The organism is Paraburkholderia sp. J76 (assembly GCF_905220295.1).
GTDB lineage: Bacteria > Pseudomonadota > Gammaproteobacteria > Burkholderiales > Burkholderiaceae > Paraburkholderia.
Genome location: NZ_CAJMZJ010000012.1, coordinates 68,983 through 90,418 on the forward strand (window position 1 = coordinate 68,983; position 21,436 = coordinate 90,418).

At 67.1% G+C, this 21,436-nt stretch carries 19 protein-coding genes and 2 pseudogenes; 7 read left to right on the plus strand and 14 right to left on the minus strand.

Annotated elements, in window-relative coordinates; translation table 11 throughout:
• Positions 1 to 27: 27 nt before the first annotated feature.
• Together U5768_RS22235 and U5768_RS22240 are read right to left on the minus strand one after the other, a co-directional pair.
• Positions 28 to 1,518, minus strand: coding sequence for a GntP family permease (locus U5768_RS22235; RefSeq protein WP_322032550.1), 1,491 nt, complete (start codon positions 1,516 to 1,518; stop codon positions 28 to 30).
• Positions 1,515 to 2,543 (minus strand): patatin-like phospholipase family protein, encoded by a 1,029-nt coding sequence (locus tag U5768_RS22240; RefSeq protein ID WP_322032551.1) that lies wholly within the window; start codon positions 2,541 to 2,543, stop codon positions 1,515 to 1,517. Before U5768_RS22240 ends, U5768_RS22235 begins: the two co-directional genes overlap by 4 nt.
• Positions 2,544 to 2,762: 219 nt before the next feature.
• On the opposite strand from U5768_RS22240, the pseudogene U5768_RS22245 reads away from it, so the two are divergent.
• Both U5768_RS22245 and U5768_RS22250 read left to right on the plus strand, forming a co-directional pair.
• Positions 2,763 to 3,380 (plus strand): annotated as a pseudogene (locus tag U5768_RS22245) (uracil-DNA glycosylase family protein); the annotation flags it as partial.
• A gap of 42 nt (positions 3,381 to 3,422) precedes the next feature.
• Entirely contained in the window at positions 3,423 to 3,791 is a 369-nt protein-coding gene (locus U5768_RS22250) for a DUF488 domain-containing protein (protein WP_322032691.1), read from the plus strand.
• 48 nt (positions 3,792 to 3,839) lie between these two features.
• Here the strand turns inward: U5768_RS22250 and U5768_RS22255 are convergent, their stop codons facing one another.
• Positions 3,840 to 5,162, minus strand: coding sequence for a TIGR00366 family protein (locus tag U5768_RS22255; RefSeq protein WP_322032552.1), 1,323 nt, complete (start codon positions 5,160 to 5,162; stop codon positions 3,840 to 3,842).
• A gap of 267 nt (positions 5,163 to 5,429) precedes the next feature.
• Here U5768_RS22255 and U5768_RS22260 point away from each other — a divergent pair, with 267 nt between their 5' ends.
• Positions 5,430 to 6,131 carry an SH3 domain-containing protein gene (locus U5768_RS22260; protein WP_322032553.1) on the plus strand — a complete coding sequence of 234 codons (702 nt, stop codon included), beginning with the start codon at positions 5,430 to 5,432 and terminating at the stop codon, positions 6,129 to 6,131.
• A gap of 35 nt (positions 6,132 to 6,166) precedes the next feature.
• On the opposite strand, the gene U5768_RS22265 is transcribed toward U5768_RS22260, so the two are convergent.
• The 8 genes from U5768_RS22265 to U5768_RS22300 all read right to left on the minus strand — a co-directional run bounded on the left by U5768_RS22265 (position 6,167) and on the right by U5768_RS22300 (position 12,116).
• Positions 6,167 to 7,123, minus strand: a complete 957-nt coding sequence (locus U5768_RS22265) for a hypothetical protein (RefSeq protein ID WP_415913958.1) — start codon at positions 7,121 to 7,123, stop codon at positions 6,167 to 6,169.
• Between the two features lie 296 nt (positions 7,124 to 7,419).
• Complete coding sequence (locus tag U5768_RS22270; RefSeq protein WP_322032555.1) at positions 7,420 to 7,581, minus strand: hypothetical protein; 162 nt, start codon at positions 7,579 to 7,581, stop codon at positions 7,420 to 7,422.
• A gap of 158 nt (positions 7,582 to 7,739) precedes the next feature.
• Positions 7,740 to 7,952 carry a hypothetical protein gene (locus U5768_RS22275; protein WP_322032556.1) on the minus strand — a complete coding sequence of 71 codons (213 nt, stop codon included), beginning with the start codon at positions 7,950 to 7,952 and terminating at the stop codon, positions 7,740 to 7,742.
• A gap of 233 nt (positions 7,953 to 8,185) precedes the next feature.
• Positions 8,186 to 8,617 (minus strand): Hsp20/alpha crystallin family protein, encoded by a 432-nt coding sequence (locus U5768_RS22280; RefSeq protein ID WP_322032557.1) that lies wholly within the window; start codon positions 8,615 to 8,617, stop codon positions 8,186 to 8,188.
• A gap of 254 nt (positions 8,618 to 8,871) precedes the next feature.
• Positions 8,872 to 9,618 carry an acetoacetyl-CoA reductase gene (phbB, locus tag U5768_RS22285; RefSeq protein ID WP_322032558.1) on the minus strand — a complete coding sequence of 249 codons (747 nt, stop codon included), beginning with the start codon at positions 9,616 to 9,618 and terminating at the stop codon, positions 8,872 to 8,874.
• Positions 9,608 to 10,144 (minus strand): hypothetical protein, encoded by a 537-nt coding sequence (locus U5768_RS22290; protein WP_322032559.1) that lies wholly within the window; start codon positions 10,142 to 10,144, stop codon positions 9,608 to 9,610. Before U5768_RS22290 ends, phbB begins: the two co-directional genes overlap by 11 nt.
• A gap of 356 nt (positions 10,145 to 10,500) precedes the next feature.
• Entirely contained in the window at positions 10,501 to 10,962 is a 462-nt protein-coding gene (locus U5768_RS22295) for a universal stress protein (RefSeq protein WP_322032560.1), read from the minus strand.
• A gap of 167 nt (positions 10,963 to 11,129) precedes the next feature.
• Positions 11,130 to 12,116 (minus strand): zinc-dependent alcohol dehydrogenase family protein, encoded by a 987-nt coding sequence (locus U5768_RS22300; RefSeq protein WP_322032561.1) that lies wholly within the window; start codon positions 12,114 to 12,116, stop codon positions 11,130 to 11,132.
• Positions 12,117 to 12,450: 334 nt separating this feature from the next.
• Between U5768_RS22300 and U5768_RS22305 the strand changes: the two genes are divergently transcribed.
• Entirely contained in the window at positions 12,451 to 14,886 is a 2,436-nt protein-coding gene (locus U5768_RS22305) for a phosphoketolase family protein (protein ID WP_322032562.1), read from the plus strand.
• Positions 14,887 to 14,902: 16 nt separating this feature from the next.
• Here U5768_RS22305 and U5768_RS22310 read toward each other — a convergent pair whose 3' ends face one another.
• Positions 14,903 to 15,880, minus strand: coding sequence for an acetyltransferase (locus U5768_RS22310; RefSeq protein WP_322032563.1), 978 nt, complete (start codon positions 15,878 to 15,880; stop codon positions 14,903 to 14,905).
• 159 nt (positions 15,881 to 16,039) lie between these two features.
• Here U5768_RS22310 and U5768_RS22315 point away from each other — a divergent pair.
• Positions 16,040 to 17,772, plus strand: a pseudogene (locus tag U5768_RS22315) (AAA family ATPase).
• A gap of 47 nt (positions 17,773 to 17,819) precedes the next feature.
• Here the strand turns inward: U5768_RS22315 and U5768_RS22320 are convergent.
• Positions 17,820 to 18,224 carry a transposase gene (locus U5768_RS22320; protein WP_158760179.1) on the minus strand — a complete coding sequence of 135 codons (405 nt, stop codon included), beginning with the start codon at positions 18,222 to 18,224 and terminating at the stop codon, positions 17,820 to 17,822.
• Between the two features lie 184 nt (positions 18,225 to 18,408).
• Here U5768_RS22320 and U5768_RS22325 point away from each other — a divergent pair, with 184 nt between their 5' ends.
• Both U5768_RS22325 and U5768_RS22330 read left to right on the plus strand, forming a co-directional pair.
• Positions 18,409 to 19,227 carry a DUF72 domain-containing protein gene (locus tag U5768_RS22325; protein WP_322032564.1) on the plus strand — a complete coding sequence of 273 codons (819 nt, stop codon included), beginning with the start codon at positions 18,409 to 18,411 and terminating at the stop codon, positions 19,225 to 19,227.
• A 158-nt stretch (positions 19,228 to 19,385) separates the two neighbouring features.
• Positions 19,386 to 20,753, plus strand: a complete 1,368-nt coding sequence (locus U5768_RS22330) for a cation:proton antiporter (RefSeq protein WP_322032565.1) — start codon at positions 19,386 to 19,388, stop codon at positions 20,751 to 20,753.
• Here the strand turns inward: U5768_RS22330 and U5768_RS22335 are convergent.
• Positions 20,723 to 21,358: a TetR/AcrR family transcriptional regulator gene (locus U5768_RS22335; protein ID WP_322032566.1), complete on the minus strand. Its 636-nt coding sequence runs from the start codon at positions 21,356 to 21,358 to the stop codon at positions 20,723 to 20,725. The genes U5768_RS22330 and U5768_RS22335 overlap by 31 nt on opposite strands.
• Between the last annotated feature and the right edge of the window lie 78 nt (positions 21,359 to 21,436).

Here is a 21,436-nt window from a genome sequence, read left to right on the forward strand (position 1 = left end):
GCGGCGTGTCTCGCGCAGGAGCCACGTTCAGAAACTGCCGAACAGCGACCCGAGCACGATCACCACGGCCAGCGCAATGAGCGCGCCGACAATACTCACCACCACGAGGTCGCGATAGCTTTCGCGATGCGTCGAGCCGCACACGGCCAGCAGCGTGACCACGGCGCCGTTGTGCGGCAGGCTGTCGAGCGTGCCCGAGGACATCACGGCCACGCGGTGCAGCAAACCGGGATCGATACCGTGCTGGGCGGCGAGTTGCATGTAAGTGCTGCCGAGCGCGTCGAGCGCGATGGTCAGGCCGCCCGAGGCCGAGCCCGTGAGCCCGGCGAGCAGGTTCGTGGCCACGGCGAGCGAAACGAGCGGGCCGCCGCCGATGCCGAGCACCCAGTCGCGCACGGCCTCGAACGCGGGCAATGCGGCGATCACGGCGCCGTAGCCCACGAGGCTGCCCACGCCAAGAACCGGCAACACCGACGCGTTGGCGCCCGCATCGACGCTCTCGCGCAGCGCGCCGAGCCGCCCGCGATTGAGCGCGACCAGCACGATAATGCCAAGCGCGAGCGCAACCGAAACGCCCCACACGCCGGCCACCGCGGAAAGCGTGGTCGAACCCCAGCGCGGTTCGGCCAGGTAGGAGGCGTCGATGCGCGGGAACACCACGACGTTCATCACGAAATTCATCGCCACGACGACCACGAGCGGCGCGAGCGCGGCGAAAGGCGACGGCGGCCCGGCATGGGCCGATGGCGCCTGGCCGTTGCCGATCTCGGCGGGATCGAAGGCTTGCGCGACGGTCGCGCGTTCGCGCACGAGCGCGGACTGGCCGCGATCTTCGTCGTCGGCGCCGCCGTTCTCGGGCTCGACGAAGCCTTCGCCGTTGCGCCGCGCCGCCGCCGCCGCGCGTCCCAGCCACCAGAGGCCGAAGCCCGCCATCACGACGCTCGCGATCACGCCGAGGCCCGGCGCCGCGAACGGCGTCGTGCCGAAAAACGGCATGGGGATGGCGTTTTGCAGCGCGGGCGTGCCGGGCAGCGCCGACATCGTGAAAGTCGCCGTGCCGAGCATGATCGCGGCGGGCATTAGCCGGCGCGGAATATCGGCGGAGCGAAAAAGCGCCTGCGCCATGGGCGCGAGCACGAAGAACGCCACGAACAGGCTCACGCCGCCGTAGGTGACGAGCGCGCCGCCCAGCACCACGGCCACGAGCGCGTGGCGCGTGCCGAGCTTGTCGATCATGAGGCGCGCGACGGCGTCCACCGAGCCGCTGTCCTCCATCAGCTTGCCGAACAGCGAGCCGAGCAGAAAGAGCGGAAAGAACTGGGCGAGAAAGCGGCCCGTGCTCGACATGAAGGTTTGCGTCCAATGCGCGAGCACCGGCTCGCCCGAAATGAGCGCGGCCAGCATGGCGCACAGCGGCGCGAGCAGCAGCACGCTCCAACCGCGATACGCGAGCCAGATCAGGAGCGCGAGGCTCGCGAGCATGCCTCCGAGGCCGATGACCAGCGTGCCCGCGCTCATTGCAGCACCCCTTCTAGCAGCGCTTCGAAATCGAACGTGGACGCCTCGCCAAGCTGCGCGTCGTGCTGCGCGAGGAATTCATCGGCGCAGCGGCGGCCTTCGTCGCGCAGCATCGTGATGAACGACCACTCGGCGTTCAGCTTCGACGACGAACCCAGCGTGACGAGCTTTTCGCTATGCACGCGATGCAGGCGCATGTGCGCCCAGCGACGGCCCTCCTCGCTGCCCGCGTCGGCGACCTTGTGCAGCAGCGCCATCATGCGCAGTTCCTTGATGAGCGGCGAGTTGAACGCAATCTCGTTCACGCGGTTGATGATGTCGCGCGCCGAGCGCGGCGTGCCCGCGCGCTCCACGGGATTCACCTGCACGAGGATCGTGTCGATCGAATCGGTCTCGCGGATCAGCGGCGTAATGGTGGGATTGCCCGCGTAGCCGCCGTCCCAGTAGGCTTCGCCGTCGATCTCGACAGCCTGGAAGAGCGTGGGCAGGCACGCCGATGCGAGCAACGCGTCCGGCGTGACGTCGGCGTTGCGGAACACGCGCGCCTGGCCGTTGGAAACGCGCGTGGCCGTAACGAAAAGCTTGATGCGCGAGCGCCGCAGCGCCTCGAAGTCGATGGTGTCGGCGAGGATCGTGCGCAACGGGTTCACGCGCCCGGGATTCAGATCGTAGGGAGAAACGATGCGCGCCATCATGTCGAGCGCGACGAACACGGGTGAATGGTCGAGCGTCCAGCGGCCGAGCAGGATGTCGACAGGACCGCGCCGGAACGGGCTGAAACGCGCGGCATCCGACACGCGGCGCCAGAAGCGCTCTAGCGCCTCGCGCGCGCCGGCCGCGCCGCCCAGCGCATGGCCGCTCGCGAGCACGGCGGCGTTCATCGCGCCGGCCGAGGTGCCCGAAATGCCTTCGATCTGCAGCCACGGCTCTTCGAGCAGGCGGTCGAGCACGCCCCATGTGTATGCGCCGTGAGAGCCGCCGCCTTGCAGCGCAAGATCGATGAGCAGGGGCTCGGTGCGGGTCATGCGGGTTGACGTCTCGGCTTCGGCAGGCATTGCGGCTCCGTTCCAGATCGACCACGGGCGAGATTACAGGAAAAGCGGAAATGGCCGCGCGAAAATGACGCAGCGCGCAATGGATTGCGGATTGCGCGCGGGCCGTTTGCTGCCGGCTTGTTACCGGTTGCTGCCCGGCTCGTTACCGTTTGGTAGACTGAATCTCCCCTCACGCTTTCGCGCCTTGCCGTGCCGACTGCTCGTCCGCTCCATGGGCCGCTTTCGCTCTCCGGCCCGCTTCCCGCCCTGCTCGCCGAAATCCGCGCCTGCCACGCCTGCGCCGACGCGCTGCCGCTCGGCCCGCGCCCCGTGCTGCAGGCGAGCGAAACGGCACGCCTGCTGATCGTTGGCCAGGCGCCGGGCGCGAAGGTGCATGCCTCGGGTGTGCCGTGGGACGACGCGAGCGGCAAGCGGCTGCGGGCGTGGCTCGGCATCGACAGCGAAACGTTTTACGACGCCGCCCGGGTCGCGATCGTGCCGATGGGCTTTTGCTACCCCGGCCGTGGCGGCGGCGGGGACAACCCGCCCCGCCCCGAATGCGCCCCGCTATGGCACGCGCGGCTCGTCGAGCAGTTGCACGGGGTGCGCCTCACGTTGCTCGTCGGCCAGTATGCCCAGCGCTATTTTCTCGGCAGCGAGCGCCGCGGCTCGCTCACGGAAACGGTGGCGGCGTGGCGCGACTACGCGCCCGGTTTCGTGCCGCTCCCGCATCCGTCGCCGCGCAACCAGGCATGGTTCAAGCGCCATCCATGGTTCGAACACGACGTTCTGCCCGCCCTGCAGGAGCGCGTGCAGGCGTTGCTGGCGTCCGGGCGGCGCCACGCGACATCCACAAAAAAGGAACCGACGATGGCAAAACCGGCAATCGATATCCAGCGCGTCTACGAGCCGCTGCCCGAGGGCGGGCGCCACTGCTTTCTGGTTGACCGGCTGTGGCCGCGCGGCCTGAGCAAGGAAAAACTCGCGAACGTGGAGTGGGCAAAGGAAGTGGCGCCGAGCACCGAACTGCGCCAATGGTTCCACAAGGACCCGGAGCAATGGGACGAGTTCAGGAAGCGCTATCTGGCCGAGTTGAACGCCAGGCCGGACGTCTGGCATCCGCTCGCCGAAGCCGCCGGGAAGGGGCACATCACCCTGCTCTACGGCTCGCACGACACGGAGCACAATCATGCGATCGTGCTGCGCGACTATCTGGCGAAGCATGCGAAGCACAAGTGAAGGGCGGCGCGCACTCGCCGCCCTTCACCCGCTACGCGAAAGGCACGCTCAGAAAAGGTACATCCCCGCGACGAACACCAGGCCCGAGAACAGCAGCGTGGTCACGCAGTAACCCATGATGTCGCGCACGCCAAGGCCCGCGATCGCGAGCGCGGGCAGCGCCCAGAAGGGCTGCGCCATATTGGTCCACGCTTCGCCGTAGGCGATCGCCATCGCCGATTTGCCGAGGTCCGCGCCCAGCGCCTGCGCCGCCGGCATCACGAACGGCCCCTGCACGACCCAGTGGCCGCCGCCCGAAGGCACCGCGAAGTTGATCACGGCCGAGCTGAGAAACACGAGCAGCGGAAACGTGTGGACGTTCGCGATATCGACGAACCACTTCGTGATGACGCCCGCAAGCCCCGAGTGGTCCATGAGCGCCTGAATGCCCGCGTAAAACGGAAACTGGATCATGATGCCCGAGGCGCCCTTCGCGGCGCCGGCCACGGCGCGCGCGTAGGCCATCGGCGTTTTGTGCAGCACGAGGCCTGCCGCGAGAAACACGAGATTCACGGTGTCGATGTCGAGCGCGAAGCCCTTCGCGTGAAAACGGATACCGAGGAATACGAAGCACAGCGCCGCCACCAGCAACGAGAGCGCGCGGCTTTCCTCGATGCGCTCGGCGAAGGTCGCGTCCGGGCCCGGTTTGCGCTCGACGCTCGGCGGATCTTCGAGCAGCGCGGGGTCGACCGAAACGACGTCTTCGGGCTTCGGCATCATGAGGCGCACGAGAATCGGCAGCAGCACGATCAGGCCGAGCGTGATGAACGCGTTATAGCCCGTGAAGATGGTTTGCGAGACCGGAATCAGGCCAATGGCCTTTTCCATCGGGTTGCCCTTCGTGGCGGCCACGAGCGGCACCGAGCCGGAGAGCCCGCCGTGCCACGTGAGAAAGCCCATGTACGCGGCGGCGACGAGCAGCCGGTAGTCCGTGCCGCGCACGCGCCGTGCCACTTCGCGCGAGAACATCGCGCCGAGCACGAGGCCGAAGCCCCAGTTGATCGCGCAGGCAATCGCGCCCACGAACGCCACCAGCATCACGCCCTGGCCCGGCGTGCGAGCGCAACTCGCCAGCGCGACCAGCATGCGCTTGACCGGGCCGGAGCTGGCGAGCGCGTGGCCGGTCACGAGAATCAGGACCATCTGCATCGCGAAGGCGAGCAGATTCCAGAAGCCCGAACCCCACATCATGACGAGCGCCTCGGGCGGCTGCGGCGTGAGCGCGAACGCCAGCACGAAGGTCACGACGGTGAGGAGAATGGCGAAGATGAGCGGATCCGGCAGGAACCGATGCACGACGCCGGTAAAGAAATGGGAAATACGCTGAATCACGGTGGTCTGCTCCTCGTCTGCTGATACGGAATCGGCCGCTTGTTTTCGTTGATGCGAACCGAGGCCGCGATTCTTGCACAGCGCGGCTCAATGCGTACGCGGCGCCGGCAATGGCCCAAACGCCGCCAGGCGCGCTGAACGCCGCGCCCGACCCGTCGCGATGGTGAGACGTTACATGCTCAAACGCGCCCTAAAAGTCTTATCTGGTACCGTAGACGTTGCTATCTCAATAAATCTCCGGGTCGTTCCACCCAGTGGGAGGCAGCAATGCGCAAGCAGTTTCCCGGTGTCGTGCTCGCCGCGCTCGCCGGCATGTTCGTGGCTTCGCCGCCCGCGCACGCCCAGTCGCAGGCATTCACGAATCAAGCCGTCAATCTCTACGCGGGGCCTGCCGCCGACTTTCCCGTGGTCGCGCAGATACCGGCTGGCTCGGCAGTGACGGTGTGGGGCTGCGTCACGGGCTTTAGCTGGTGCGACATCGGTTTCCCGGGCCTGCGAGGCTGGGTCTATGGCACTTTCATCAGCTATCCGTGGCAGGGGCAGCGCGTGCCGGTAATGAGCTACGGCCCGCAACTCGGTCTGCCCATCGTGCCGTTTGCGCTCGGCACGTACTGGGGCCAGCACTACCGCGACCGGCCGTGGTATTCGAATCAATATCGCTGGGCGCGCCATCCCTCGCCTCGGCCGGTGCCGCCGCCGCCCGTGCGGCCGCCCAGCGGCGCAAGGCCGCCCTACCATGGCGGCGGGCATCGGCCGCCGAACCATGCGGGTCCGGGAAACCGGCCACCCGGCGCGGGCGGCGGCAATAACAATGCGCGACCGCCGGGACCAGGGAATGCCCGGCCGCCTGGCCCGGGCGGCGGGCCTCCGGGACAAGGCGGCGGAAGGCCGCCCGGTGGCGGGAACAATCGGCCGCAAGGTGGTGGTGGTGGCCCCGGCGGCGGCGGTCGTCCGCCTCCGGGCGGTTGACGCCTCGGCCGTCGCGCCGGTTACGTCACCCTCGATCAGAACCGATAGCCGATACCGCCGAGGATCACGTCCGTATCGCGGCTGTAGCGCGTCACCACGCGGTTCCACGTGACGCGCGCGGCCCAGTGCTGAGTGAAGCGATAAGAAGCCGAGACGGAGACGAGCCCCGAGAGAATCCCGTCGCCGGTATCGCGCTCGTCGGGGTGCGCGCCATGGTGAATCGCCGCATAGAGGCCCGCGCCGAATCCCAGCGTGAGACGCTCGTCGAAGAATGCGCGCGTGAGCCAGAGCTGCGCCGTCGCGCCGTCGCGCCGCGCCGTGATGCCGTTGCCCTCGTGCAGATAGCCCACGGTGGCGTCGAGAAAGGAGTTCAGACCGCGCCGGTACTCGATCGCCTCGGCCGCAGAGGACCGCGAGTCGAGGCTGTTGAGGATCGTCTCGCCCGCCATCAGCGTGATCTCGTTGTTCGTCACCTTCTGCGTGCGCGGCAACGCGAAATCGCGCGGACCCGGCGTGCCGGGCGCGTCGAGCTGATAGCCCACGCCCAGCATGAGCGATGTCGTCGACGGGCCGCGCGACACCTGCACGCGGTTGAGCTGCAGGTTCGCCGTCCAGCGATGCGCGGAGTACCACGTGGCGCGCGCACTGTAGAGAATGCCCCAGCCGTGCGTATCGGCCCAGCCATCGCCCTGCGCCGCGGCTTCCGTATCGAAATAGCGATACGGCCCGACGCCCAGCGCGAACACGAGGCGGCGCTGCGCGAGCGGCAAGCGCGCCCACGCCTGCACGGCCTGGCCGTCGCGGTGATGATTCGGAATATGACCTTCGTTCAACCACGCAATGCTACCGGCAAAATATTGGCCGAAACCTTCCGTGTAATCCATTTGCCACGAATAGGTATGGTCGGCGCCACTCCTGAGCGGCCCCGCGTAGAGCGTGAACTCCTGCGCGCGGACCGACCCCGAAGCCATGGCGAGCGCGCTGACGGCCATACCGGTTGCGGCTAGCGACGTGATGTTTTTCATTGCGTGCGTGGGCGCCTGGGGTTCGCTTGTGGTTCGAATGGTAAGGCTCGCTGCAAGGAAACTGTATGCGACGCAACGCAGAGCATACCCTGCCGCAATATTTTTTTGTGTGAACCCGCTATTTCAATCAATTACGGAACGTTGCCGCTTCATTTCCTGATATTTATTTCGCACTTTCCGTTGCACGATAAAAAAAACGCCGCACGAAAGTGCGGCGTCACGTCCTGCGGTCAGCTTTGCAATCGGCGCGTTTTCAGCGCGGATCAGCGCACGTGATGGCAGACACGCTCAGCGTGATGGTGAACGTGCTCGATATGGCACACCTCGTGGTGATACGGTGCGGCGACGGCTGCGAGCGGCGCGAAAAGCGCGGCGCAGGAAATCAGGGCGAACAGACGGGCGACAGGCTTGGTAAGGGCGTTCATGACTCGGCTCGTGCGTGTGAAAACAGTGTGGGTTGAAACCAAAAGCCAGCACTGTATCGCAGAGCGTTGCGCGGCGTATTACACGGATGTAACGGGCGTAGCGCTCGATGAAAGGCTCTTGACACGTCCTGCCGCGCAAGCCCCGCAGCGGCCGCCGTTCAAATACTGCGCTCGCCGCCCTCTTCATGCGTGAGCCGCCGCAGCAGTTCGCGGCCGCGCGTAGTGAGGCGCAGCGTGGGGTCGCCGCCGGCGGCGTCCATCTCGACGAGACGGTAGCGCTGCAGCGCGAGGAAATCGGAATCGAGCGTCTGAATCGGCGCGTCCGCGTCACGGATCAGCAGCAATGTCGCCAGTTCGTGATGGCTGAGCATCGGGTCTCTCCAGTGGTTGGCAGGCGCGGGCGAGTCCTTGCCGGTTCCTGCCGCATGCCCGAAACGCATTCGACCAAAGGGCCATGGGCTTGAGTCCCTCAGCATAGCGAGTCAATCGTACAGTTTCGCTACAGTCGTGTTTCGCTGTGTTACGCGTCAGCGTCCAAAACGAAAAGCGGCGCGCATCTGCATGACATGCAGTCTGCGCGCCGCCCGCTCACCAACTTTCTGCCTTAGTTGATTTCAAGGCGCTTACTGGCGGCCGCCGCCCGCTTCGGCAGCGCCAGGGTCAGCACGCCGTCCTTGTATTGCGCGCTCGCCTTTTCGTCGTCGATTTCCGCGGCAAGCGTGAACGCGCGGCTCACGCTGCCCGCATACCGCTCGCGACGCACCACGCGCTCGCCTTCCTTCAACTCACTGTCACGCTCGACCTTCGCCGCGATCGAAACGAGATTGCCATCGATCTTCACGTCGATGTCTTTCCGGTCGACGCCCGGCATTTCGGCCTTCACCGTGAAGCCGGCCTCGTCTTCCGTCACGTCGATGCGGATGCTGGCCGCCTGCCCTTCCACGCCGCTCGTGGCGCGCAACGGCCTGAAGAGCCCGTGAAACAGATCGGGCACAGTGTCCATCGAAAACGGATCGTAACGCGAGATAGTGCTCATTGATGCCTCCATGGGCGGAATGTTTTCCTCGTCGATGCAACGACATCCATTACATCGGACTCCTGAATTAATCCTCCGGTCGGCGCAAATGCATAACGCCCTGGCTGGGCCAACGACGGAGAATTGCCGGCAACGAAACGCGCCGCTCGCGCGGCGCGGTCGCTGCTGCTTACCGTTCCAACATGAAGGCGCCTCGCGCGTTTGCAAGTCCCTTTTTTCGCGGCCGCGAAATTTTCGCGTCACGGCGCGGCGCGTCAGTGCATGTGCATGCCGCCGTTGATCGCGATATCGGCGCCGGTGATGAACGCCGCATCGTCGGAGCAAAGGAACGCCACGAGCGCCGCAACCTCGCCCGGCTGGCCGAGGCGGCCCATCGGAATTTGCGGCAGGATACGCGCGTCCAGCACGTCCCTGGGCACGGCCTCCACCATTTGCGTGGCGAGGTAGCCCGGCGAAACGGTGTTCACCGTCACGCCTTTTTTCGCGACTTCCAGGGCGAGCGCCTTCGTGAAGCCATGCATGCCCGCCTTGGCCGCCGAATAGTTGGTCTGCCCGAACGCGCCGCGCGAACCGTTGACCGAGCCGATGTTGACGATGCGCCCGAAGCCGCGCTCGATCATGCCGGGCAGGAACGGCTTCGTCACGTTGAAGAGCGCGTCGAGATCGGTGCGCAGCACGGTGTCCCAATCGGCTTTCGACATCTTCACGAAGCTGCGGTCGCAGGTAATGCCCGCATTGTTGATGAGCACGTCCACCTGGCCGAGATCGTCGAGCGCGCGCTGCGCCGCGCGCTCGCAGGCCTCGCAATCGGCGACGTTCATTTGATGACAGCAGAAGTCGCGGCCCGCCGCGCGTTCGGCTGCCAGCCATGCGTCGGCGCGCGTGTTCGCGGCCGAGCACGACACCGCGACGATCATCCCCGCGTCGTGCAGGCGCCGGCTGATCGCCTCGCCGAGTCCGCCCATGCCGCCCGTGACGAAGGCAACGCGCTTAGTGGCCATGCTTGCCTCCGCCCGTGCTTGCGCCCTGTGTGTGCGCGGCTTGCGCTGCCGGGCCGCCCACGCCACCGCCGGCGCTGTTGATCGCGCGCTCGAAGGCGTTCATCCATTCGCGCATCGGCAGCGCGCCGGGCGACCTCGCCGCGCTGGCCTCTTGCCACTGCTGCGTGACGTCGCGCGCGCTGTCCGACCATGTGCTCGCGCCCTGCATCGCCGCCGCGACGCTCTCTTGCCAGAGTGTCGTGCTCGCGCCGAGATAGTCGCGCCAGACCGATTGCGTGGCAACCGCGAAGTCGGTCCAGTCGCGTGCGGTGCGCAGCGATTCGAGCAGCCCTTCGACCGCCGCGCGGTCGCGCTCGATGCGGCGCTGTTCGAGCTTCAACACCTGTTCGCGCCATTGCTGCTGCCCGGCCAGCAAGCGCAGCGCGGCCGATGTGCTGGCGCGATACGTGTCGAACGAGGCGCCCCATGATGAGCCCAGCGCGGCGCCGGACGAGGTGTCGAAAGGGAAAGGGGAAGCGGTAGCCATCGTCATCTCCTCCGTATGTAGCTTTCCCCCGCCGCCGGTACGTTAGCTGCCGTTCACGCGCGGCGATGAGAGACGGGATAGTTCGGAGTGCCGCGTGTTCGCAATACACCCGGCTCAAGCCAACATCATAGGCAGAAGACGGCACCCCGCGCGACGAATGGGCGCTTTGCCGCTTGGTAAACGTCACAAATCGAGATAGTTGATGCGTGGCGCTTCAAAACCTGGCTTGCTTTGCAGGTATTTCGCGACGGATCGCGACGACGGCCAAAAACGACGGCCAAAAAAATCGCCTGCGAAAATGCAGCCGGCCGGTCGAACCCTCGCGGCCGACCGGCCGGCGGAACCGGGCGTGCCGCTCAGGCGGGCGGCGCCTCTTCGTCGCGCACCAGCATGACCGGACGGTCCGCCATGCGCAGGAACGATTCGGCCACGCTGCCGAGCAACAACCGCTTCATGCCCGACAAGCCGCGCGTGCCCATCACGACGAGGTCGGCGTCTTCCTCGGCGGCGATGCGCGAAATCACCGTGGCAATCTCCTCGCCGCTCGCGTCCGCTGCGCGCGTGGAGCCCGGCACCCCGGCTTGCGCGAACACCTGTTTCGCCTCTTCGAGCGCGGCCGTCGCGGCGTCGTTCTCCGCCGAGTTGCGCGCCTGTTCCTCGGCGAAGCCCGAACTCACGTCCACGAGCCGCGCCGGATGCCGCACGACACACAGCGCCTTGACGGCGCCGCCGGTCGCCTGCGCAATCTTCACGGCTTCGTCGAGCGCGCGCCGGCCGCTGCGACTGCCATCGACCGCTACCAGAATCTGCTTGTACATCGTTGACCTCCCGGGTTTTACCAATATGCGCGCCGGCTCCCGGCGCACGCGATCCAAAGATCGTTGTATCGCATTCAGTTGCGCATGCGCGCGCTTGCCAGTGCGGCGCGTTGTCTCCAGTCCGGCGGAATCGCCGTCCTCGCCGCCCATCGCGAAGGATGGCACGCTCAGCCCATCGTCAACACCGCCGCGCCCGTGAGCCTTCCCTCGCGCAAATCGGCCAGCGCCTCGTTCGCACGCGCGAGCGGGTACGGCGTGGTCTCGATTTCGAGCTTGTGACGCGCGGCGATCGCCATGAAGGTCGCGCCGTCCTCGCGCGTGAGATTCGCCACCGAGACAATGCGCCGCTCCTCCCATAACCACGCGTACGGAAACGACGGAATGTCGCTCATGTGGATGCCGCCGCACACGACCGTGCCGCCCTTCGCGAGCGAGCGCAGCGCGGCGGGCACGAGCGCGCCGACCGGCGCGAACAGGAGCGCCGCGTCGAGTTCCTCGGGCGCGCGCTCGTCGCTGCCGCCGGCCCACGTTGCGCCGAGGCGCCGCGCGAACTGCTGCGCCGCGCCATCGCCCGGACGCGTGAACGCGTAGACCGAGCGCCCCTGATGACGCGCGACCTGCGCGACGATATGCGCCGCCGCGCCAAAGCCGTAAATGCCGATGCGCCGCGCATCGCCCGCCATCGCCAGCGAGCGATAGCCGATGAGCCCCGCGCAGAGCAGCGGCGCGGCTTCGACGTCGCTGTACTGGCGCGGCAGATGGAAGCAGTAGCGGGCGTCGGCGACGGTGCGCGTGGCATAGCCGCCGTCGATCGTATAGCCCGTGAAGCCGGGCGCGTCGCAGAGGTTCTCGCGCCCTTCCGCGCAGAAGCGGCAATGGCCGCAAGTCTGGCCGAGCCACGGCACGCCCACGCGGTCGCCCCGCGCGAAACCCGTTACGCCGGCCCCCAACGCCGCGACCGTGCCGACGATTTCGTGCCCCGGAATGACGGGCCTTTTCGGGTGCGCGAGATCGCCGTCCACCACATGCAGATCGGTGCGGCACACGCCGCACGCGCGCACGTCGATCAGCAGTTCGCCTGCGCCCGGCGCCGGGTCGGGTAAATCGGCTTCACGCAGCCGCGGATTCTCGCCGTCGAACAGCATTGCCCGCATCGCCATCCTCCTCGCCAGAGTGCGGCTCGCGCGCCGCATCGATCGCCATAAAACCATCTTATGCAATCGCGCCCCGGGCTGTCGCGCCCCGGGCTGTCGCGCCCCGGGCTGTCGCGCGCTGCGCGCGGCTTTGCCGCGGGGCATTCAGACGTGGCGCGCCGCGCGAACGTGGCAACATAAGACGATTCCCGCAGGACCACGAGGCGCCCCTGCCCGGCCATGCGCGCGGCTCTCACCGCCGCGCGTTCCCGGCTCGCGCCAGTCGCCAGGCGTTGCCGCGCCGCGCGTAGTCCGCCTCGGTCCGTCTTTCGCCGCCGCGCAACCGGAGCCTTGCATGAACGCCACCGATACCCCCGCCCACCCGCCGCTTTCCGACGACCTGCTGCGCCGCATGGACGCCTGGTGGCGCGCCGCCAACTATCTATCGGTGGGACAGATCTATCTGCTCGCCAATCCGCTCCTGCGCGAACCGCTCCAGCTCGCGCACGTGAAGCCGCGCCTGCTCGGCCATTGGGGCACGACGCCGGGTCTGAACTTCCTGTACACGCATTTGAACCGCATCATCAACGCGCGCGACGTCGACGTGCTGTTTCTCGCGGGGCCGGGACACGGCGGCCCCGCCGTCGTCGCGAACACGTGGCTGGAGGGCACCTACAGCGAGACCTGGCCCAACGTGCCGCTCGACGTGGAAGGCATGGCCGCGCTCTTCAAGCAGTTCAGCTTTCCCGGCGGCGTTCCCAGCCACGTCGCGCCGCAAACGCCGGGCTCGATCCACGAAGGCGGCGAACTCGGCTACGCGCTCTCGCACGCCTACGGCGCGGTGTTCGACAACCCGGATCTGATCGTGGCCTGCGTGGTGGGCGACGGCGAAGCCGAAACCGGCCCGCTCGCCACGGCGTGGCACTCGAACAAGTTCCTCAACCCGGCCACCGACGGCGCGGTGCTGCCCATCCTCCATCTGAACGGCTACAAGATCGCGGGGCCGACCGTGCTCGCGCGCATCGGCGACGACGAACTCGCCTGGCTCTTGAAGGGCTACGGCCACGAGCCGATCTTCGTGGAAGCCGAAGAGCCCGAAGTCGCGCATCGTCTGATGGCCACGGCATTCGACACGGCGTTCGACGAGATCGCGCGCATCCAGAAGGCCGCCCGCGAACTGGCCGACGAGCACGGCAATCTGCCGCCCGGCTACACGCGCCCGCGCTGGCCGATGATCGTGATGCGCACGCCCAAGGGCTGGACCGGTCCGAAGACCGTCGACGGCCAGAAAACGGAAGGCTCGTGGCGCTCGCACCAGGTGCCGCTCGCCAACATTTCGAAGCCGGGACATCTCGCGCTGCTGGAAAGCTGGATGCGCAGCTACAAGCCCGAGGAACTGTTCGACGCGCAAGGCCGCCTCGTGCCCGAAATCGCCGCGCTCGCGCCGCAAGGCGAAAAGCGCATGAGCGCGAATCCGCGTTCGAACGGCGGCGGCCGCGTGCGCGAGTTGCGCGTGCCGCCCTTCGAGCATCACGCCGTGGACGTGCCCGCGCCCGGCCAGGTGGACGCCGAAGCCACGCGCGTCATGGGCGCGTTCCTGCGCGAAGTCATGCGCGTGAACGACCCCACGCGCAACTTCCGCATCTTCGGGCCCGACGAAACGGCCTCGAACCGCTGGAGCGACGTATTCGAGGTAACGTCGCGCACGTGGCTCGCCGAAGTCACGCCCGACGACATCCAGCTCGCCACCAACGGACGCGTGATGGAAATCCTCTCCGAGCACACCTGCCAGGGCTGGCTGGAAGGCTATCTGCTCACGGGGAGGCACGGCTTCATGTCGTGCTACGAGGCGTTCATCCACATCATCGATTCGATGTTCAACCAGCACGCGAAGTGGCTGAAGGTAATTCGCGAGATTCCGTGGCGGCGGCCGCTGCCCTCGCTCAACTATCTGCTCACCTCGCACGTGTGGCGTCAGGACCATAACGGCTTCAGCCATCAGGACCCGGGCTTCATCGACTATGCGGTGAACAAGAAGTCGGACACCGTGCGCGTGTATCTGCCGCCCGACGCCAACACGCTGCTAGCCGTTACCGACCACGTGCTGCGAACCTGGAACCGCATCAACATCGTCGTGGCGGGCAAGCAGCCGCAGGCGCAATGGCTCGACATGGACGCCGCCATTCGCCATTGCGCGGACGGCATCGGCATCTGGCAATGGGCGAGCAACGACGACGGCGGCGAGCCCGACGTGGTCATGGCCTGCGCGGGCGACGTGCCGACCATGGAGACGCTCGCCGCCGTGGACCTGCTGCGCAACTGCCTGCCCGAGCTAAAGATCCGCGTGGTCAACGTGGTGGACCTGATGACGCTCGAACCCGCCGACCGCCATCCGCACGGCCTGCCCGACGCCGATTTCAACGCGCTCTTCACGACCGACAAACCCGTGATCTTCGCGCACCACAGCTATCCCTCGCTGATCCACCGGCTCACGTACCGGCGCGCCAATCACGCGAACATTCACGTGCATGGCTTCATCGAAGAGGGCACGACGACCACGCCGTTCGACATGACCGTGCTCAACCGGCTCGACCGCTACCATCTGTGCGAGGCCGTGATCGACCGCGTGGATGGGCTCGCGCAGCGCGCCGCGCACCTGCGCCAGACGCTGCACGACAAGCTGGCCGCGCACCGCCGCTACGTGGACGAATACGGCGACGACATGCCCGAAATCCGCAACTGGCGCTGGCCGGAGGCACGCCGCACGCAGGGCGGCGGCGAAACGGCCTGACGATGCCCGCCGCCGCTCAGGCGGAAGCCGGTTTGGTGCGCCCGAACACGCGGGCGAACGCGGTGACGAACGCGTCGAGCCGGTTCGATTCGAGGCAGTCGATGCCCGCCGCGCCCACCCGGCCGTTGCCGCCCGGGAACGCGCGGCAGAGTTCGTCAGCGCCGCGCGGCGCGGCGAGCGGCGCACGCACGCTCACCGCGTAGTTGCCGTCCGTGTTCACGCTCAGTACCGCATGCGCGCGCGACGGTTCCTCGTTCGCGAGCACGTTGGCGAACACGCCGCGCACCCGGCGCGCCCACGGCTCGTCGGGCAGCACGCAGACACTGCCGTACTGCAACGCGATGAGCGGCGCGATGGCCTGAGCCAGTTCGAGATCGTCGTGGCGGCAACTGGCGAGCTGGGCGACGATGGGCTCAGCGGCGACGAAATCGAACGGGTCGCCATAAGGCTTCATCGCCGCGTACAGGTCGAGCGGCGCGATCACGAGATCTTCGACGCAGTCGCCATAGGCGTTGTAGTTGATCGACTCGCCAAGCTCGCGCAACTGGTCGGCCTGCGCGGCGTCGAGCCCGGCCTGCTGCGCGAGCGCCTGCGCCGTGGCGGGCAGATTGTCGCCCCACGCCGCCGCGACCGCCCACGGCCGGTAGCGGCCCGCAAGGTGCCGGTCGACGAGCACGCTCGTGCAGACCTGCGCCGTGGTGTCGATGTGCGCGACGAGATTCCTCGACATAGGCAGCTCGCCCGCGTGGTGATGGTCGAAATATTCGACCGCGACGTCTTTCGCGAGCAGTGCGGTGAGCGCTTTGCGGTTCACGTCGAACGAAATGTCGAGCACCGTGAGCGAGTCGCCGGGCCGGGCGGGCACGCGCTCGACGAGGGCGATGTCGCGCTTCGCGCCGGTGATGAGCGTCGCTTCGCGCGGCCTTGCGAGCCGCAGTTGATGCAGCGCGCAGATGCCGTCTGCGTCGCCGTTGAATACGTCGAAATGCGCCATGTCTCCGAAATTCCGTTGGGTTGAACTTGACAGTATCGCGCAGCCTCGCCGGATTCCACAAAAGGTGCAATAAGCCGATGCCCATGCAGGCCGTTTCGATCAAGGCCGCGACGCGACGCGCAGCGGGCTTCCCGCGCTGGCTCGCCAGGATTCGCGTGTATGCTGGCTACGACGATTATCGCCCCGCCGGCCTTCATTCCCACGGTAGCCACGCCGATGTCTGACCCGCCGATCTCACGCCATGCCCTCAACCGTCAGCGCGCGGCGCGGCGGCGCAGTCGTCTCGTGGACGCCGCGCTCTCGCGCGCCTCGACCTACGCGCACCCGGCCGGGCGCATCGTGCGGATCGAAACGCATATTTCGGTGGTGTATCTGGCTGGGCGGTACGCGTACAAGACCATGAAGCCCGTCGATTTCGGCTTCGTCAATTTTGTGCGGCTCGATGCCCGGCTTCGCTGCTGCGAAGCTGAGATTCGTCTGAATGCGCCGTTCGCGGGACCGATCTATCGCGACACAGTCGAGCTAATTCATGATGGCGGGCGTTGCAGGCTCAGGCGCGCGCATGCTCTCTCGCGCGGCAACGCGAAAGTCATCGACTACGCGGTTCGAATGTGCCGCTTCGACCAGCGCCTGCTGTTCTCAAACCTGCTTTCGCACGGCGAATTGCGCACGGCCGATATCGATGCTGCCGCAACCAGGCTCGCGGCGAACCACCGGCATGCACGCCGCGCCGGCCGTGGGCCGCAGGAGCCTGCGGCGCACCTCGGCTCGGCGGCGCTGCTGCGCGAACAGGTGCTGGCGGCGCTCGCGCCGCTGGAAGCGGATGCGCGCACGGCGCACGCTGTAGAACGCGCCGCGTTGCGCGCCACCTGCGAAAGCGAACTCGCGCGCCTGGCGCAGCACCTCGACGCACGACGCGCGCACGGATTCGTGCGCGCCTGCCATGGCGACCTGCATCTCGACAATCTCGTGCGGCATGGACGTCACGTGCTGATGTTCGATTGCATCGAGTTCAGCGATGCGCTGCGCCGATCGACGTGACCTGCGATCTCGCGTTCCTGTTGATGGATTTGCGCGCGCACGGCCACGCGGCATACGCGCACCGTTTGCTCGATCGCTACCTCGAAGCAACAGGCGATTTCGCGGGGCTCGCCGCGCTGCGGCTTTATGTCGCCTATCGCGCGATGGTGCGGGCGCTGGTGGCGCTGCTCAAGGCGGGATCGCCCGCGCGGCACGGCGCGCAAGCATGCGATGCGGACGTTTCGCGTTACCTCGCGCTCGCCGCAAGCGAAGCGCGCGCCATGCGCGAACCGGCGCCCCGGCTGCTGCTGTGCCACGGCTTTTCGGGCTCGGGAAAGTCGGTGGCGAGCCGCGCGTTCGCTGGGTTGAGCGGAGCGATTCGTGTATCGAGCGATATCGAACGCAAGCGCCTCGAACCCTTCGCGCCGCCCGCGTCAGGTACGCTGCCGGCGAGCGCCTACACGCAAGCCGCGCTCGATGCGCATTACGAACGCCTGATCGGCCATGCGCGTGACGTGCTCAATGCGGGCTACACGGCGCTCGTCGATGCGACGTTTCTGAAGGCGGCGCATCGCGCGCGCTTTGCGGCGCTTGCGCGCGAGCTAAACCGGCCCATGCTGATCCTGAACTTTCACGCGCCGCAAGCGCGGCTAGCGGAGCGCATCGACACCCGCGCACGCGGGCCGCGCGATGCTTCCGACGCGGGCGCCGAAGTGCTGGCCGCCCAGCTCGCACAAGCGGACCCGCTCGATGCGCACGAACGAGAGCGCACCGTCGATCTCAATACCGATGTGGAAATCGACGCCTTCTCCCATGAGTCATGGTGGGCGCCGCTATTCGCACGCCTGCGTGCGGAGGATGGGGAAATGTGATTTGGCGGCGGGCTCATAATCCGCCGCCAACGTCCTGCGCTGCCCGCTTATCGTTCCACGAACGGCCGCACGAGGGGCCAGCGCAGCGTGGACGCCACCGGATAGCGCGGCTTGCGCCCAACTGGCGCGCGCCACGGCTGCATACGCGAGGCCATTGCGGTGCACAGCGCGAGGCCTTCCTGACCGTATAGACGCTCCATGGCGTGATGCACGAGCCCGGCGTCGAACCACAGCTTGAAACGACGATGGCACGTGCGGAAATCGGGATATTGCTCGGGCAGCTTCGACCACACAGAGCCCGTTGCCAGGACCCAAAGGATGCCGGCGAAAACGAGCCGCGGGTTGTGCGCGGGACGCCCGCGACGACGGCCGTCGACGCGGATTTCGTGAAACATGGGCTCAATGCTGCGCCACTGCGCATCGGTGAGTTCCGGAGATATGCGGGAAGACATCTGATGGTCCCTGTGAGGTTATCTGACACAACATGACTAAAGTAGCCTCACAGCCCTCAAGAACATATCGGACTATGCCTAAAAATCGAGATGAACTCGCATGTCCGGCGTCGGGGCGCGAACCGGCGGCCATGAGCGCGGCTGCGCTACACTGCGACATCGCGGCTTCGACGGCGGATTTCCGATGGCGCCCACATCCAGTTCAAAAGCCCGGCCCGGCCGGATTCGCGTCGGTATAGGGGGCTGGATCTATGCGCCCTGGCGCGGAACGTTTTATCCCGATGGCCTGGCGCAGCGGCGCGAACTGGAATATGCGAGCCGCCATCTCCCGACGCTGGAAATCAACAGCACCTACTACGGCGCGCAGCGCCCCGAAAGCTTCGCGCGCTGGCACGACGAAACACCCGACGACTTCGTGTTCTCGCTGAAAGCCCCGCGCTTTGCGATGAATCGTCGCGTGCTCGCCGAAGCCGGAGACACGATCGAGCGCTTCCTGACCGGCGGCGTGCTGAACCTGCGCGACAAGCTCGGGCCGATCAACTGGCAGATTTCGCCAGGCAAGCGCTTCGATCCAGAGGACTACGCACGATTTCTCGAACTGCTGCCGGGCGAGGCCGAAGGCCGTCCGCTGCGCCACGCACTCGAAGTGCGCGACGAGAGCTTCTGCACGCCGGAATTCGTCGCGCTCGCGCGCAAGCATCACGCGGCAATCGTCGTCTCCGGCGATTCCAGCTACCCGCTGATCGGCGACACGAGCGCGCCGTTTGTCTACGCCCGCATCATGGGAACCGCCCAGGACCACCCGCACGGCTACGCCCCCGCCGATCTCGACCTCTGGGCCCAGCGCGCGCTCGCCTGGTCGCGCGGCGAAACGCCCGACGATCTCGCCACCTACGCAAAGCCGCTCGCCGCCAAAAGCCGGGATGTGTATCTCTACGTCATCAGCGGCTTCAAGGAACGCAACCCGGCGGCGGCCATGGCGCTGATCGAGCGTCTTGGTTAGTGCGTGCGGGCTATCGCGCCCTAAAAGATGACTCAGTGGCTCGTAAAAGTCCGTAATGGTGTCGTAATGCCTCTGTCAGCGGGAAGTTGATATACGTCAACATGCTATGTTGCAGCGCAGCGGGATACTGCGTCGACGCACTTCGGAGTTTCCCGCCTTTGCAAACCGCAATCGAATTCACCATCCGCACCGGCGTCCTGCTGCTCGTCATTGCGCTCTGCCACGCCGCCGCCCAGCGATTCCGCCTCTCCGATTCATTCGGCCTGACCACCGCGGGCGTCCTGCTCGGCGCCGGCTACCTAGCCCTGCAACACTTCGCGCCCGGCTTCACCGCGTCGAATGTCGTCCCCTTCCTCACGCCCGCGCTTCCGCCCGAGGCTTATCTGTGGATATTCCTGCCGCCCATCCTCTTCGAAGCGGCGTTGCAGGTCGATACGCGCGGGCTTCTCGCCGATCTCGGGCCCATTCTCCTGCTCGCAATCGGCGCGGTAGTGGCCGCCGCGGCCGGCGTTGGACTCGCCACATGGATCAGCAGCGGCGAGAGCCTGATCGTGTGCCTGCTGCTCGGCGCCATCGTGAGCACGACGGATCCTTCCACCGTCATCGGGCTCTTTCGCAACAGCGGCGCGCCCGAACGCCTGATCCGGCTGATCGAGGGCGAAAGCCTCCTTAACGACGCGGCGGCCATCGCCATCTCCACGCTTCTCACCGGTGCGTTGATGCTCACGCCCACCGCTGCGAACGCGCACGGCCATCCGCTCGCAGTCTTCCTCGTTTCGCTCGTCGGCGGTTGCGCGTTCGGCGCGCTCGCGGGAGCGATTTTCGTCGCGGCGTCGAGCGCGCTGCGCAGTCTGCCCTTTTCCGAATACGCGCTTTCGCTCGCGCTGCCCACGCTGCTTTATCCCGCCGCGGAAAGCGGGCTGCACGTTTCCGGCGTGGCCGCTGTGGTGTGCGCGGGTCTCGCGGCTAACCGGCTCATGCGAACGCGCCGCTCCCCCGCGAGCCAGGCCCTGTTTCGCCAGCTATGGACGTATCAGGCGGGCATCGCGTCCGCAGCGGTCTTTCTGCTCGCGTCGGCGCGCGTGCCCGCCCTGATGGACAAGCTGGACATGCGCGATGTCTTTCCGCTCGCGCTGGCGCTGGTGGCCGCTTTTATAAGCCGCTTCGGTATCCTTACGATATTTTTGCCGCTGCTGAGCCGCCTCGGTATATGCGAGCCGCTGCCGCGCGCGCATCAATGGCTGATCGCATGGGGCGGCGTGCGCGGGCCCGTCACGCTCACGCTGGCCATTTGCGTCGCGCGCAACGAGGCGCTTTCGCCCGACACGCGAGCGTTCGCCGCCGCCATGGCCGCGGCCTTCGTGCTGCTGAATCTGCTTTGCAACGGCCTCACCTTGGGGCGTGTGGCGCGGCGGCTCGGCATCGCGCCACAACAGGCCTCGCCCGCACGCGCCACGCTGCGGAGCGCCGACGCAGGCAAACGAGGCCGCATGCGTTACTCGCCGCGCTCGGTGCGCCACAAATAACCGATCGCCGCCCGCGTGACGCGCGCTTCGAGTGCCTGGGCGTCGGTTTCGCCGCGCTCGCCCGCCGCGTCGACCATGCCGCGCACGATGGCGATTACGTCGAGTGCCGTGGTATGCCGGTCGTCGATAGCCGGGGCGTCGGGGAGTTCGAACGCATCGACGAGCACCGCGTGAATGCGCTCGCTCACGCGCGCGTCGCGCTCGCCAAGCGGCAGACGCCGCTCCTCAAAATCGAGCAGGCGCGCGAGTTCCGGGCGCCGCATCTGGTGCGCGACCGCCGCGCGAATCAACTTGAGCAGTGCTGCCTCGCAACTCGGCGCCGCGGCGGCGGCGTCGACCTCGGCCAGAAGCGGTGCGCTTTCGCGGTCGATCAGGGCGGCGGTCAGCGCGTCGCGGTTCGGAAAATATTGATAGAGCGAGCCGACGCTCACACCCGCGCGCGCCGCAACGGCGTTCGTGGTGTAGCCAGGGAGCCCCGCGCTTTCGAGAATGCGGGCGGCGGCTTCGAGGATCGCGTCGACGGTCGCGGCAGAACGGCGCTGCACGGGCCGCTTGCGCGCCTCCAACGGCGCGGCGCGGTTTTTTCCGCGGAGGGTTTGGGTCATGGCGGAATCAGGCGGGATCACAAAAGGGCATCGAATACGAGCAATGGCTCGTATTTTACCGACTCGCCGGAATCCCCG